This window comes from Guptibacillus hwajinpoensis (assembly GCF_020171785.1).
GTDB classification, from domain to species: Bacteria; Bacillota; Bacilli; order Bacillales; family Guptibacillaceae; genus Guptibacillus; species Guptibacillus sedimenti.
Window position 1 is genome coordinate 1 of sequence record NZ_JAIVAE010000013.1, and the last position, 13,385, is coordinate 13,385.

Here is a 13,385-nt window from a genome sequence, read left to right on the forward strand (position 1 = left end):
ATCCAAGATTGCCATCTAAATACTCGGTTACAAGTTTTATTTTAAATTCCTCACTATATTTAGCCACAAAAACACCCCCAAAAGTTAGTTTTCTACTCTAACTTTTGGGGGTCGATACCTGCCTCTATGGCAACTGCTCTTTTTCATACCTAATTAATTTTACTTAAGACGGGAATCCTAGTACTGCTTTTGTTTCGAGGTACTCCTCAATTCCGAAGTCTCCCCACTCGCGGCCGATACCAGATTGCTTGTAGCCACCGAACGGTGCTGAGAAGTCCATATCAGCATTATTCACTTTAATGCGACCGGCACGGATGCTTGTTGCGACTTTGCGAAGTGTTTCTTTATCTTCACCAAAGACATATCCAGCAAGACCGTATACGACGTCGTTCGCAATTTCAATCGCTTCATCAATTGTTTCATATGTGATGATTGACATCACAGGACCAAAGATCTCTTCTTGTGCAATCACCATGTCATTTTTCACATCTGTAAAGATCGTTGGTTTTGTATAGTAGCCTTTCTCAAGACCTTCTGGCTTACCAGTTCCACCTGCAATCAAGTTGGCACCTTCATCGATTCCTTTTTGAATGTAAGACTGCACGGTATTCCACTGCTTTTCAGAAACGAGTGGTCCCACATAGTTGTTTCCGTTCGGGTCACCTACAGGAAATTCAGGAAGAACATTTTTCACGGCTTCTTCAAATTCTTCTTTTCGAGAAGCAGGAATAATCATTCGAGTCCCAGCCGAGCAAACCTGACCGGAGTTTGTTGCAATATGACTCACCGCAGCTTTAGCCGCTTCCGTAATATCCGCATCTTCTAGCATGACAAATGGAGATTTACCTCCAAGTTCAAGTGCAACTGTCTTGATTGTTTCTGCCGCGTTTTTCATCACTTTCTCCCCAACGCCTGCAGAACCAGTGAATGATACAAAGTCGATGTCAGGATGTGAGCTAATACCGTCACCAATCACTTCGCCTGTTCCGTTCACGAGGTTAAATACGCCTTTTGGTACGCCCACTTTATCAAAGATTTCGGTTAAAATAATGGCAGCAAATGGTGTGATTTCAGCTGGTTTTAAGACAACTGGACTTCCTGCTGCAAATGCACTCGCAATTTTAGTAGACGATTGGTTTGTTGGGAAGTTCCACGGTGTAATTAAACCACTCACGCCAATGGATTCTTTAAAGATTGTATGATCACCACGATCTTCTGAGAAAGAATACTCTTTCAATGCTTTTGCTGCTTCAGAGAAGTGTTGATAGCCCATGTTGTAATGAACTTTTTCTGAAATAGAGCGTGGAGAACCGAGTTCTTGTGTAATGACGTCAATAATTTCTTCTTTACGGTTCGCATATTCTTCCGCGATATCTTCAAGCATTTTCACACGTTCTTCTCGGCTTGTTTGAGAGAAAGAAGGGAATGCCGCACGTGCTGCTTTCACTGCTTTATCCAAATCTTCTTTCGTTCCTAAACTAATTTTGCCGATAACTTCCTCTGTCGCTGGATTGATTACTTCATGTGTTTCTGAACCTGTTGATTCAACCCATTCGCCATTAATGTAATGTTTTAATTGGTTACGCATGATGTAAAAACTCCTTTTTATGTTGATCGATTTAAATTGATTTAGCTTTTCTTTGCTTCCACAGTAACTGTAACCGTTAAGGACTATAGTTAAACATGCGGATGCTTTTATGAAACTTAGAAAGCGGTTGCTAATCTTTGAATCTCTGCTCTGCTAGCTATAGACTAGAAAGTAGTAAATTGGAGAAAGGATGATACAAAATGGGACAAACAATTAAAGGAAAAATTGCGTATATTACAGGCGCAAGTAGCGGTATCGGACGCGCGACAGCTCTTCAGCTTGCAAGTGAAGGGGTTCATGTTGGCTTGATTGCTAGAACCGAGAGCAAGCTAAACGAAGTCGCTAAGGAAGCAGAATCTTATGGAGTTAAAGCGATCGTTGCCCCTGCTAACATTGCAGAGATTGAGGAAGTCAATAAATCCATCGATCACTTGAAAAACGAACTCGGCTCGGCAGATATTCTGATCAATAATGCTGGCATGGGACGTTACGGATCGTTCTTAGAGATTGAACCCGATGACTGGAAGGAAACATTCGAAGTAAATGTTTATGGAACGTATCATGTAACACGGGCTGTTCTTCCACAAATGATTGAAAAAGATAGCGGTGATATTATCACAATCTCGTCAAGTAGTGGTTTAAAAGGGACTGCTGGATCTACGTCATATAGCGCTTCTAAATTCGCCATTCAAGGGATGACCGAAGCGCTTATGCAGGAAGTTCGTCGAAATAACATTCGCGTCTTTACTCTTAATCCAAGCCTTGTTGCGACTGAGCTCGTCTTTGGTGACAAGCTTGACGAGCAAGATAAAGAAAAGTATATGCAGCCTGAGGATCTTGCCGAATATATGGTGGGTCAATTGAAGTTGCACCCCCGGATTTTCATAAAGCAGTCATTGCAGTGGGCGACGAATCCGTTTTAACCTAAATTCACTAAATAAAAGGAGGTAACGGCTGTCCCGTTACCTCCTTTATTTTACTTTCTACTTTCGCCATTTTTCATAAAGTCGCTTGATTTGTTCAGGACTTGTCCGACAGCATCCACCAATTAGTCGTGCACCTGCTTGAAACCATTCATTTGATTCATCGACAATTCCATCACACGACTCACCCTCCCGCCATGTTTTGGTCTTAGCGTCATAAAATTCTCCTGAATTAGGATACACGATAATCGGTTTATCGGTTTGAGAAACTAATTGATGAATCGCTTTTGTCACAAGCGAAGGTGACGCACAGTTAATGCCGATTGCCGCAATCTGGTCATTTTCCTTAAAGTATTGAGAAGATGCTTTTAAAGACGTTCCATCGCTCATTTTCTCTTCATTTTGAAGAGTGAAAGAAAGCCAGGCATAAGTGAATGGAAACTCTTGTAATAGGGAACCTAAAACTTTCGCTTCTTGAAAAGACGGAATGGTTTCAAACGCCAAAACATCTGCACCTGCCTCAATCAATGCTTCTATTCTTGGACGATGAAACGCGGTAAGTACCTGATCGCTAACATTGTAATCGCCCCGATACTCGGAGCCATCAGCTAAATAGGCTCCATAAGGTCCAACGGAGGCTGCGATAAAAGGTTTTGGGCGATTCAACTTCCCCTCTTGCTCCCAGAAATCATCCCGTGCCTGGCGTGCAAGAAAAACCGTTTTCTTTATTAGCTCCACTGCCTCTCCTTCACTTAAACCACGAGATGTTAATCCTTCCATTGTAGCTTGATAACTTGATGTAATTGCACAGTCTGCACCTGCACGGAAATAATCTAGGTGAACCTGATAGATGAGCTCTGGATTTTCAAGCAAAACGCGCGCAGACCAAAGTGGGTCATTTAAGTTACAACCATATTTCTCAAGCTCTGTCGCAAGCGCCCCATCTAATAGGACTAAATTGAATTCTTCTAAAATAGACTTAATAGGATTCTGTTTCTGCCACATTACTGACTCCTCTTTTCTTTATTCGTTTTGATAAATAATAATTTCCATAGCACAGTGCAATGAACGGAATCCCGCAGTACAACGCGATTCGCTGAGTCGGATCAAAAGCAATCCCAATCAAAGAAGCGAAGCAGAGGACGAAAGCTAGAATCGGAACGATTGGATAGAATGGCGTTCGATAGCCGAGGTCTTTAATTGATTTGCCGCCTTTTACATATTTCTTTCTAAAGAGAAATTGTGACGCACTAATACTCATCCAGACAATGACAACAGCAAGCCCAGAAATAGAGACAAGCACCACATAAACGGTATCCGGCGCAATGATGCTTGAAAGTAGTGCTAGAGCTCCACCTAACATGCTTAAAATCACAGCATTAAGAGGGACACCATTTTTGTTAAGCCTAGCAAAAATAGGAGAAATCATTTGCTTGTGTGAAAGTGACCAGAGCATTCTCGACGAAGCATATAACCCTGAATTTGCAGCGGATAGAATGGCGGTAAGAATAACAAAATTCATGATATCTGCCGCATAAGGAACCCCGATCCTTTCGAGTACCGCTACAAATGGGCTTTCTAGAACGCCAGCTTCTGAGGCTGGTAGGAGAGCTGATAATATAAAAATGGATCCGACAAAAAATAGAATGAGCCGAATTAACGTGGTTCGAATCGCTTTTGGTATGGTTTGCGCAGGGTTTTCTGTTTCTCCAGCTGCAATTCCAATAAGTTCAGTTCCAGAGAAAGCAAAATTCACTGCCAGCATCGTCATTAGAATGGCAAACGCTCCATTCGGAAAGATGCCTTCATCTGTAAAGTTAGCGAATAAGGATTCATTCGCTCCAGAATCCATTGGAATAAATCCTACGATCGCTGTTGCACCTAAGATAATGAACAATACGATCGCCAGAACTTTTACAAGAGCAAACCAGAATTCGCTCTCAGCAAAAAATTTCACTGTTAGCGCATTTAAAATAAAAATCATAGCAGCAAACAATCCACTCCAGATCCACACGCTAACGAATGGAAACCATCTCTGCATGAGCATACCCGCAGCTGTAAACTCAGAACCAAGCGCTACAGTCCAAGTTAGCCAGTATAACCAGGCAACGGTATAACCCGTTCCTCCTCCAATATATTTAGCCGCATAGCTATGAAAAGCACCTGTTTCAGGCATATGAACCGCTAGCTCTCCCAAACACAGCATCACCAGATAAACAACAAGTGCACCTACCAGATAAGAAAGGATCGTCCCAATAGGGCCAGCTTGTTGGATCGTGTATCCAGAACTTAAAAACAACCCCGTACCGATGACTCCTCCAAGAGAGAGCATCACCACATGTCTTGACTTCATTTCCCTTTGAAAACTCTGTTTGCTTTCCATGTTACTTCTCCTTACTTTTCCATCCAGAAAAACAAAAAAACGCACTCGAAATGAGTGCGTAACTGACAAAATAAAACCGAAGGCTCTCATCTATCAGGTTTATCACCCGCTGGAGTTAGCACAGTATCCCATGGACCTGTTGCTGAGGTTTCGTAGGGCCAGTCCCTCCACCTCTCTGGATAAGAAAATATATTTTATCAAAAATACCAAGTTAGACAGGATTTGTCAAGATGCGACGATAAAACCATCTACCAAATGTCTCTTTTCCATTGACGACTTCCCTGCATCTGTCTTTGAACAATTGTTTTCATCCCATCCCGTTTCTTTACTTTTGAAAATCGCGTCATCGCTTCCCTCATATCTTTCTCAGCCTGCTGTAAAATGTACTCATTTTCCATTCCCTTTCCCTCCTCCTAAAAAAAGATGGCTCCCCCTAAGAAAGTGGAAGCCATACCATGATGTGAGAACATGCATTCGGTTGTTAACCTAAGTTTAGCGAACATTCGTTCTTTTAGCAAGGATTACTTTTATTTAAATATCGAAAAATCTACTGTATCTGCCATTTTCTTATATCCTTTATCATTGGGATGCAAATGATCTCCAGAGTCAAACTTTGAAAGGAACTTATCTGGGTTATCTGGATCTCGCAATGCTTTATCGAAGTCAATGACCCCATCAAACTCACCGCTTGTTCGAATCCACTCATTTACTTCCTGACGCGTCTTTTCTCCCTCTTTCGTAAACATACTGGAATCTTTAAATGGGGTTAATGTACCTCCATAAATCGGAATCCCCTGTTCATGAGTGGCTGTAATGATTTTTTTCATTCGATCAATAATTTTCTGTGAGTCGTATTCAGGATAGTGTCTTAAATCGTTAATGCCTTCATGCAATATCACACCTTTTATCCCTTCTTGACTTAGAACATCTCGTTCTAATCTCGCAAAGGCATTCTGTCCTTTTCCTTCTTCACTATTAATCAGGTGATTAGCAGAAATCCCTGCATTTAAAACCGACATTCTTACCTCAGTGTTTTCCGAATTCATACGATTCGCTAAATAATCAGACCAACGGCGATTTGCATTTAACGTGGAATAGTTGCCATTTGCAATGGAGCTTCCCATTACCACAACAGAACCTTCTACTGATTCATCAGGCACAACCTCTAAACGGTCTAGCCAGAACCACGCTTCTTCTTTTGAGGTAAATGCAGCGTCCTTTTCATCTCCGGTATGGTTCCCCTTTTCAGACATATAGACGGTTTGATTTGAACGCTGGTGCCACGTTGTTGGGCCTGTTTCACGATCTACATACAAACTAACCGTTATATTTTGATCGGCGTTTACCGGAAAATCAATTGGATCACTATATTGTGTTTCTCCTTGAGGAATCGTTACGGCTTCTTTATCATTAAAGGTAATCAGCTTGTCCGTCTCCTTATCAATACTTGCACCTTCCTTGGATATCGCAACTCTCACTTCTTTCATAGATAAAGGGAGGGAACCAAATTCATTGGATAATCGAATCCGCATCTTCTCCCCTTCCATATGCGGTCGAAGAATTAATCGGATTGTTTGATCCTTAAATCCCTCATGAGAATTTCCATCTTTAGCAGGCGCCTGCATGCTTGCCGTCCATGAACCTACCCATTCACTCTTCTCGGATGCATTCTTTGTTGTAGATGGCCACCCTTTTGCACTAACTAAGCTTATTAATCCAATCATTAGAACAATAACAATTCCAGTTAAAATACGTGTCATGTAAATCCCTCTCGTTTGCTAATTCTTTTTTTCATAAAAGTCTTCGCGTTTAACCGATTAACTTAGGTCGTTTTAATATTTCTGTTTCTTAATTGTTAACAGAATGCCCTTATCCTATTTGATTAATGCCGTTTCAAGTTGAATGTTAAGGATTTGCAATCCGTTTGACATATCGATGATCCTCGATTAGTATAAACTCATGGAAAATTACGTTGATATTTTTAAAGTGCTGGCAAATGAAACACGTATTGATATGTTAATGTGGCTCAAGAATCCAATGGAGCATTTCGAGAAACCAACCGCACACCTTTCTAAAAACATCAGTGAAAAAGGTGGCGTGTGCGTAGGCGACATTCAAGAAAAAGCGAACATGTCGCAATCGACCGTTTCACATTATTTATCCATGATGCAAAAAGCCGGGCTCCTAGAGTCTGAGCGACATGGGAAGTGGACCTATTACCGTAGAAATGAATCCACAATTCAACAAGTCGCTGCTTTTATTGAAAAAGAGCTCTAAGCTCTCTTCTTTTAGCAAACATATCGACATTACTCGAAATATAAATATGTTAGGAGTTGGTTAGCTTGAAAATTGGTATTTATCTTCTCGCCTTACTAGCCGGTGCTGCCTTAAGCATAGAAGGAGCAATCTATGGGGAGTTAGGCAAGTCAATCGGAAAATTAGAGAGCAGCTTTTATAATTTTGCTGTAGGTACAATCATTATTGGGATTATTGTGCTATTTCTTGGAAAAGGGTCTCTTTCTTATACGTTTAAAGCACCGAAGTGGCAGCTATCCGGAGGTTTTCTAGGCGTCATTTATTTAACCATTCTTGTCATTGGTATTCCTATTGTAGGTGTAGGCCTCGCGATGATCAGTGTTATTGTAGGTCAGATGGCTATGAGCATGATTATTGAACATAAGGGCTGGTTAGGAAGTAAAGCAACAAAGGTAAAAAAAGAAAAAATGATAGCCGTTTTATTAATGGCCATTGCACTTATCTTAATCTTTTAAGGAGTTGATTAATCGATGTCGGTTCTTATTCTACTTGCCTCTGTCTTTGGCGGCATTTTTCTAAGCGCTCAATCTTCCATCAATGGGGCTTTTAGTAAAAAAGCAGGAACATTTGAGAGTACATTTATCACTTTTATCACTGGGGCTATGATTTTATTTATCGTCATTCTTTTCTTTGGGAATGGAGATTTGCTTAAAGTTTTCGAAGCGCCGAAATGGCAGCTTAGTGCAGTTTGGTTTGGAGTAGGTTATCTTTTTCTTACGATTCTTGCTGTTCCAAAGATTGGTGTCATTGCAGCCAATATCTCAACCGTCATCGGTCAGCTATCTATGGGGATGCTAATTGATCACTTCGGTTGGTTCGGCGGCTTGCAAATTTCTTTTGATTTAAAACGATTGATTGCTATCCTACTCATGCTAGTCGCTTTGCGTTTCATATATGTTGGAAATATGAAGGCTGAAAGAGAAGCTTCGACTGAAGTTCATGAGTGAATCAAAAAATCCCTTCTCTCACTGTCCGAGAGAAGGGATTTTTTATTAAAAGAAGTCCATGAAATTTGTTTCCTTTGCGGAACGTATGCGTTGCAACCGCGAAACCTCTTCCTTTGATCCTTCTAATAAACCAGCTTCGTAAAGAAAGAAAGGCTCCTGGTATCCAGTTAACACAGAAGTTAGCGTATTAATGGTGCATCGTAGGCCTCGTTTTGGTGGATGAGCACACGCTGCATTCGATTTATCTCCTTTAAATACCCTCACTCCTTCAGCATCAATCAGGTAGCTTCCATTGTTCCACTCTGCCTGATCATCTGCAATATGGAGAAAGAGAGTCTCGCCTGACTTCAACGTAAACGGATATTCCCTAAGAAAATTCTCGACATCAACAATGCGTGCCATAAAGTACGGCTCGACCGTTGTTTTCACTTTGGGATTAGCTAATAAAAAAGCAAGCTGGTCACTTTCATTAGTTAGAATCGTAGCGCGATCAACCATAGAATCGTGCTGACAGAGATAATTCCACAATCCTCTTCTTGCTTCGCCATCTAAACAAAACATTTCTTCAACCTCTAACGTTCGATTCTCTATTTTGTAATAAATGTATCCTGTTATATCCCCCTCTTCATTTGTATAAGTAGCAAACCAGAAACCTTTTGAATAAACCCGTTCCTTCCACCAACTTTCCGTTCGAACGAGCATGCCATTAAAGCGAGACGCAAATGTATCGTAAACAGGATTCAAGACTTCAAAGACGTGATCTAGTTCGACACGCCTCACTTTTCCACTTACAGCAGGAAGAGGCTTAAGGTCCTCCGCTTTCAGCTCTAATTTCTTCCAATTATTTAACACTTCATAACCGAATTTTCGATAAAAAGAGATTTGAAACGGATGAAGAAAAGAGATTGTTTGGCCTTTTTCTTTCATTTGTAAAAGACCATTTCGGAGTAGGCGTGAAACCCTCCCCCCTCTTCTATGTTCAGGATAGGTTGCAACTGAGGCAACACCGCCCATCTTCATTTTCTTTCCTCCAAGCCATGTTTCAAAGTCAATTAGGTGGAGTTTCGCAGCTAGTTCATCCTCCTCGAAATCGCCCCATATTTCATGCTCGCTATATTTTTTAATTTTGTCATCTAACTCTTCTTTAGGTACTGTATATTGAAAGGCATATTCTGAAAGTCGTACAGCATCGATTACTTCGTTTTTTTCTAATTTACGCATGTTTTCGCTCCTTACCGTTTTTAGTAATGATAAAAAATAATGGGCCGATAATTGGAAGCAACCCGATCCACCCCGCTATCCCATCTCGATCTCTTAAAGCAACGATTGAAAGCCCAATTAATACAAGAAAATCAATGGTCATCACATGGACAAAATTTGATTCTAGAAAAGCTTTTTGGTAAATCATCGTGTCTCCTGCAAGAAGCCCATATACCATTAAACCGAAAGCTAGTCCGATTAGAACAATAGACAGACCTCTTAATTGAAGAAATCGCCTCACTTTATTTGGTGTTCGATTCGAACGTTCTTTATTTTTATTTAAAATAAAGTAGGGAAGCAAACTAAAAGCACCTAACACAAAAGAACCTACCACAAATGGCCAAGCTGGAATTGATCCACTATCGTCCCGTAGAAGAAGAATAGCAAATACCGCTGGAAAAACGCCAAGTAAGGAAAACATAGCAAGTAAACCTGCGTCTGGATTATTCATCGTTAGGAGATCTGAGAGATAAGAACCATTGCCATTCGGTGCTAGAAAAACAGAATATAAAATGAACCCAAGCCATATCATAAGGAATGAAACCCTGCTCATCGTCAACACTACTTTCTCATTCATCTTCTTAAATCATAAAGTGCTCGCAAAAAAATCTCAAATATGTGTAGAATTTTCAAACAATTGTGGTATACTAATTGTAACAAAACATTCACAAATTATCCTTTAATTCGACACAAGTTTAATTTGTAAGCGGTATCACTAAAAGGAGTTGTTCACTTTGGATGTCTATATGGTCTATCTTTTCGTTATCACAGCTACACCGTTGTTTCTGTGGCAGGATTATAAGAAACTTGCATTCGTTCACATGCCGTTTATTGTGGCAATCTGGGCACTGCTCATTTTCTACATTGGTGGCGGTATGACTCCAGTAGCACACACACTCTTCATTACACTTTTTGCGATTAACGTTTTATTTGCACACATCGCTGCTTACCTAATCTTTGCTCGTCCATTCCTTAAGGAACGTCAGCTTGCAAAGAAGATGCCACAAACAGAAGAATAAACAGCTTTTTAAACAAAAACCGTTGTTTCCCTTAAAGGGAAACAACGGTTTTTTAATTACATGTTCATATTGTGCATGCCGAATGACATAACCCAGATTGTACCTGCAACAACTGCAACGGCAATAAAGACCGCATATAAAATCGTTCCAACTTGAATTCGACTACTATCACTCTCTGTAATATGCATAAACATCAAGAGCTGAATCGCCGCTTGAATCAATGCCAGGATCACGACAATAATCATAATCGTTCTAAGGCTAAAGTCTGAAGCAAAGCCTACCCATAAAGCAAGTAACGTTAAGAAGATCGAAAGTCCGAACCCAATTAAATGGCTCCATGGGAAGTGGCTATGACTGTTTGTCTGCTCGTTGTTGGACATCTTACATCACCATCCCATACAAGTAGACTGCTGTGAAGATAAAGATCCACACAACGTCAAGGAAATGCCAGTAAAGACTTGAAATAAAGACCTTCCTTGTTGTGTCAGGTGTTAACCCGCGCTGTTTTAACTGAATTAAGATAAGAATAATCCACGCAATACCCATTGTAACGTGGGCACCGTGCGTTCCGACTAATACGAAGAAGGCAGACCAGTATGCACTGGTTGTTAGTGCCGCGCCTTCATGAATGTAATGAACAAATTCATAAATTTCAAATCCTAAGAAACCTAGACCTAATGCAAGTGTAATGCCTAACCAGAGAAACAAACCTTTAAGAGAATGATTTCTCATATAGTGTATGGCAAGTCCACATGTGAAACTGCTCGTTAGTAGCAAAAACGTTTCAATTAACACACCACTTATTTCAAAAAGCTCTCCTGGTCCTGGACCGCCCGCTGTTCGGCCAACCAATACTAAGTAAGTTGCGAACAACGTTGAAAATAGGGCAATTTCGGCGCCGAGGAAAATCCAGAAGCCTAGAATATTCAGTCGGCCAGTTTCCGACTGATATTCTAAAGGCGTGTTAGGAGAATATTCGACTGATTCCATGCTTCACGCCTCCTTTATAAAGTAGTCCTTTTTTGATCTTCTTCTATTTCTTCTACGCTTACGTAGAAACCTTTATCATAATCAAACGAACGAATGACCATTGTGGCTAGTACACCAATGAGCCCAAGGATCGACATCCAGTGCCAGGAGAAGACCATACCGAAACCGGCGATAAAGAAGAACACACTCATTACAATCGGCACACCAGAGTAACTTGGCATATGAATTGGTTTATAAGGTTTCTTCTCTTGGGTCTTTCCTTGCTTTCTTTCTTGTTTCATAATCCAGAACGCATCATGTCCTTTTGACTCAGGAAGATGAGCGAAATTGTAATGCGGTACTGGAGCTGGTGTTGACCATTCAAGCGTTCTAGCATCCCATGGATCTCCAGTTGTTTCACGTGGAGAATAACGGAAGCTGTAATAGATGTTATAGACAAGAATCAGGAATCCGATTCCCATTAATACGCCACCCATTGTGGCAAGTACGTTCAAGTTCATCCAGCCGTCTGCGGCCCCATACGTGTAAACACGACGTGGCATTCCTGCAAGTCCTAGGAAATACATCGGGAAGAAACATAAGTTGAAGCCTGCTACAAAAATCCAGAAAGTCCATTTTCCTAAGCGCTCGTTCAAACGATGATTGAACATCTTCGGGTACCAGAAATGTAAGCCTGCAAAACAAGCATAAACTGTACCAGAAATGAGCACATAGTGGAAGTGGGCTACAAGGAAGTACGTATTATGGTATTGATAGTCAGCTGCCGCCATGGCCAGCATAACACCTGTTACCCCACCAATAACAAAGTTAGGGATAAAGGCAAGTGACCAGAGCATTGGCGTCGTAAATCGTATTCGTCCCTTGTACAGAGTGAATAACCAGTTAAAGATCTTCACACCTGTCGGAACGGCGATTAACATCGTTGTGATAGAGAAGAACGAGTTAACTGCTCCACCTGCTCCCATCGTAAAGAAGTGGTGAACCCATACTAGGAAACTTAGTCCGGCAATAACAACCATGGAGTAAACCATTGCTTTATAACCGAATAGCGTTTTACGAGCAAATGTACTAATAATTTCCGAGAACATACCAAATGCCGGAAGTATAACGATGTACACTTCAGGGTGACCCCAAATCCAGAAGAGGTTTGCCCAAAGCATTGGCATACCGCCGTCCATCATTGTAAAGAAATGACTTCCGAACAAACGGTCAAACGTCATAAGTGCAAGCGCTACTGTTAGTACCGGAAATGCAAAGATGATGATAACCATTGTAATTAATGAAGACCATGTGAACATTGGCATATGCATGAGCTTCATAGTTGGGACTCTCATTTTCAATATCGTTACTAGGAAGTTAATCCCTGTTAATAATGTACCGATACCGGCAATCTGTAACCCTAGTAAATAATAGTTCTGTCCTACTGATGGACTTAATTCTAGACCTGCTAAAGGAACATAGCTTGTCCAACCAGCTGATGGCGATCCTCCAATAACAAAAGAAATGTTAAAGAGCATTGCCCCCATGAAAAAAGTCCAGAAACTGACTGCGTTTAAAAACGGATAAGCGACGTCGCGTGCTCCAATTTGTAGCGGAACAACAACGTTAATTAAACCAATTAAGAACGGCATCGCCATGAAAATAATCATGATCGTTCCGTGAGTTGTAAAAATTTCGTTATAGTGGTTGGCGTCTAGGAAGCCTGCATCTGGGACCGTCAATTGCGCCCTCATGAGCATAGCATCTACACCACCGCGGAATAGCATCAGAACGGCTGCGATGATATACATAATACCGAGTTTCTTATGGTCAACTGTTGTTAGCCATTCTGTCCACAACCATTTCCACTTTTTAAAATACGTTAGTGCAAATATAGCACCGATCAACGTTAAGGCGATCGAAACATCCGCACCGTAAATAAGCGGGTCCCCGGTGACAAAAAATTCATCCAATTTCATG

General features: G+C 41.0%; 15 protein-coding genes and 1 riboswitch. Of the genes, 5 read left to right on the forward strand and 10 right to left on the reverse strand.

Features of this window, described 5'->3' with window-relative positions; genetic code table 11:
- Window positions 1-163 precede the first annotated feature (163 nt).
- Window positions 164-1,588 carry an aldehyde dehydrogenase family protein gene (locus tag LCL91_RS17610; protein ID WP_224884240.1) on the reverse strand — a complete coding sequence of 475 codons (1,425 nt, stop codon included), beginning with the start codon at window positions 1,586-1,588 and terminating at the stop codon, window positions 164-166.
- A 200-nt stretch (window positions 1,589-1,788) separates the two neighbouring features.
- Here LCL91_RS17610 and LCL91_RS17615 point away from each other — a divergent pair, with 200 nt between their 5' ends.
- Window positions 1,789-2,511, forward strand: a complete 723-nt coding sequence (locus LCL91_RS17615; RefSeq protein WP_224884242.1) for a 3-ketoacyl-ACP reductase — start codon at window positions 1,789-1,791, stop codon at window positions 2,509-2,511.
- 60 nt (window positions 2,512-2,571) lie between these two features.
- Here LCL91_RS17615 and mmuM read toward each other — a convergent pair whose 3' ends face one another.
- The 4 genes from mmuM to LCL91_RS17635 all read right to left on the reverse strand — a co-directional run bounded on the left by mmuM (window position 2,572) and on the right by LCL91_RS17635 (window position 6,654).
- Window positions 2,572-3,516, reverse strand: coding sequence for a homocysteine S-methyltransferase (mmuM, locus tag LCL91_RS17620; RefSeq protein WP_224884244.1), 945 nt, complete (start codon window positions 3,514-3,516; stop codon window positions 2,572-2,574).
- Entirely contained in the window at window positions 3,491-4,894 is a 1,404-nt protein-coding gene (gene mmuP, locus LCL91_RS17625; protein ID WP_224884246.1) for an S-methylmethionine permease, read from the reverse strand. The genes mmuM and mmuP overlap by 26 nt, the downstream gene beginning before the upstream one ends.
- A gap of 83 nt (window positions 4,895-4,977) precedes the next feature.
- Window positions 4,978-5,080, reverse strand: a riboswitch (SAM riboswitch).
- A gap of 62 nt (window positions 5,081-5,142) precedes the next feature.
- The gene (locus LCL91_RS17630; protein ID WP_224884248.1) at window positions 5,143-5,292 is read right to left on the reverse strand and encodes a hypothetical protein; all 150 of its coding nucleotides are present in this window, start codon (window positions 5,290-5,292) and stop codon (window positions 5,143-5,145) included.
- Between the two features lie 129 nt (window positions 5,293-5,421).
- Complete coding sequence (locus tag LCL91_RS17635; RefSeq protein WP_224884250.1) at window positions 5,422-6,654, reverse strand: SGNH/GDSL hydrolase family protein; 1,233 nt, start codon at window positions 6,652-6,654, stop codon at window positions 5,422-5,424.
- 199 nt (window positions 6,655-6,853) lie between these two features.
- On the opposite strand from LCL91_RS17635, the gene LCL91_RS17640 reads away from it, so the two are divergent.
- The 3 genes from LCL91_RS17640 (at window position 6,854) to LCL91_RS17650 (ending at window position 8,157) form a co-directional block, all read left to right on the forward strand.
- Window positions 6,854-7,171, forward strand: coding sequence for an ArsR/SmtB family transcription factor (locus LCL91_RS17640; RefSeq protein WP_224884252.1), 318 nt, complete (start codon window positions 6,854-6,856; stop codon window positions 7,169-7,171).
- A gap of 65 nt (window positions 7,172-7,236) precedes the next feature.
- The gene (locus tag LCL91_RS17645) at window positions 7,237-7,665 is read left to right on the forward strand and encodes a DMT family transporter (RefSeq protein ID WP_224884254.1); all 429 of its coding nucleotides are present in this window, start codon (window positions 7,237-7,239) and stop codon (window positions 7,663-7,665) included.
- Between the two features lie 15 nt (window positions 7,666-7,680).
- On the forward strand, window positions 7,681-8,157 hold the full coding sequence (locus tag LCL91_RS17650) for a DMT family transporter (RefSeq protein ID WP_224884256.1): 477 nt from the start codon (window positions 7,681-7,683) through the stop codon (window positions 8,155-8,157).
- Between the two features lie 45 nt (window positions 8,158-8,202).
- Here the strand turns inward: LCL91_RS17650 and LCL91_RS17655 are convergent, their stop codons facing one another.
- Together LCL91_RS17655 and LCL91_RS17660 are read right to left on the reverse strand one after the other, a co-directional pair.
- On the reverse strand, window positions 8,203-9,378 hold the full coding sequence (locus LCL91_RS17655) for a GNAT family N-acetyltransferase (protein WP_224884258.1): 1,176 nt from the start codon (window positions 9,376-9,378) through the stop codon (window positions 8,203-8,205).
- A complete protein-coding gene (locus LCL91_RS17660) occupies window positions 9,371-9,994 on the reverse strand; it encodes a hypothetical protein (RefSeq protein ID WP_224884259.1) in 624 nt (207 codons plus the stop codon). The genes LCL91_RS17655 and LCL91_RS17660 overlap by 8 nt, the downstream gene beginning before the upstream one ends.
- Before the next feature lie 157 nt (window positions 9,995-10,151).
- On the opposite strand from LCL91_RS17660, the gene LCL91_RS17665 reads away from it, so the two are divergent.
- Entirely contained in the window at window positions 10,152-10,436 is a 285-nt protein-coding gene (locus LCL91_RS17665) for a spore morphogenesis/germination protein YwcE (protein ID WP_224884261.1), read from the forward strand.
- Between the two features lie 56 nt (window positions 10,437-10,492).
- On the opposite strand, the gene qoxD is transcribed toward LCL91_RS17665, so the two are convergent.
- Genes qoxD through qoxB form a run of 3 tightly spaced genes read right to left on the reverse strand, consistent with a single transcriptional unit; the run spans window position 10,493 to window position 13,384 of the window.
- Window positions 10,493-10,816, reverse strand: a complete 324-nt coding sequence (gene qoxD / locus LCL91_RS17670; RefSeq protein ID WP_160918350.1) for a cytochrome aa3 quinol oxidase subunit IV — start codon at window positions 10,814-10,816, stop codon at window positions 10,493-10,495.
- Window position 10,817: 1 nt separating this feature from the next.
- Entirely contained in the window at window positions 10,818-11,426 is a 609-nt protein-coding gene (qoxC, locus tag LCL91_RS17675) for a cytochrome aa3 quinol oxidase subunit III (protein WP_224884263.1), read from the reverse strand.
- 14 nt (window positions 11,427-11,440) lie between these two features.
- Window positions 11,441-13,384 carry a cytochrome aa3 quinol oxidase subunit I gene (gene qoxB, locus LCL91_RS17680; RefSeq protein WP_224884265.1) on the reverse strand — a complete coding sequence of 648 codons (1,944 nt, stop codon included), beginning with the start codon at window positions 13,382-13,384 and terminating at the stop codon, window positions 11,441-11,443.
- Window position 13,385 lies beyond the last annotated feature (1 nt).

Excerpts from the sequence above, each read along its gene's own strand:
- LCL91_RS17640 (WP_224884252.1), top strand. The coding sequence starts at position 6,854 with ATGGAAAATTACGTTGATATTTTTAAAGTGCTGGCAAATGAAACACGT.
- LCL91_RS17615 (WP_224884242.1), top strand. The coding sequence starts at position 1,789 with ATGGGACAAACAATTAAAGGAAAAATTGCGTATATTACAGGCGCAAGT.
- LCL91_RS17650 (WP_224884256.1), top strand. The coding sequence starts at position 7,681 with ATGTCGGTTCTTATTCTACTTGCCTCTGTCTTTGGCGGCATTTTTCTA.
- LCL91_RS17630 (WP_224884248.1), bottom strand. The coding sequence starts at position 5,292 with ATGGAAAATGAGTACATTTTACAGCAGGCTGAGAAAGATATGAGGGAA.
- mmuM (WP_224884244.1), bottom strand. The coding sequence starts at position 3,516 with ATGTGGCAGAAACAGAATCCTATTAAGTCTATTTTAGAAGAATTCAAT.
- qoxC (WP_224884263.1), bottom strand. The coding sequence starts at position 11,426 with ATGGAATCAGTCGAATATTCTCCTAACACGCCTTTAGAATATCAGTCG.
- LCL91_RS17610 (WP_224884240.1), bottom strand. The coding sequence starts at position 1,588 with ATGCGTAACCAATTAAAACATTACATTAATGGCGAATGGGTTGAATCA.
- LCL91_RS17660 (WP_224884259.1), bottom strand. The coding sequence starts at position 9,994 with ATGAATGAGAAAGTAGTGTTGACGATGAGCAGGGTTTCATTCCTTATG.
- qoxD (WP_160918350.1), bottom strand. The coding sequence starts at position 10,816 with ATGTCCAACAACGAGCAGACAAACAGTCATAGCCACTTCCCATGGAGC.
- qoxB (WP_224884265.1), bottom strand. The coding sequence starts at position 13,384 with ATGAAATTGGATGAATTTTTTGTCACCGGGGACCCGCTTATTTACGGT.
- LCL91_RS17635 (WP_224884250.1), bottom strand. The coding sequence starts at position 6,654 with ATGACACGTATTTTAACTGGAATTGTTATTGTTCTAATGATTGGATTA.
- LCL91_RS17655 (WP_224884258.1), bottom strand. The coding sequence starts at position 9,378 with ATGCGTAAATTAGAAAAAAACGAAGTAATCGATGCTGTACGACTTTCA.
- mmuP (WP_224884246.1), bottom strand. The coding sequence starts at position 4,894 with ATGGAAAGCAAACAGAGTTTTCAAAGGGAAATGAAGTCAAGACATGTG.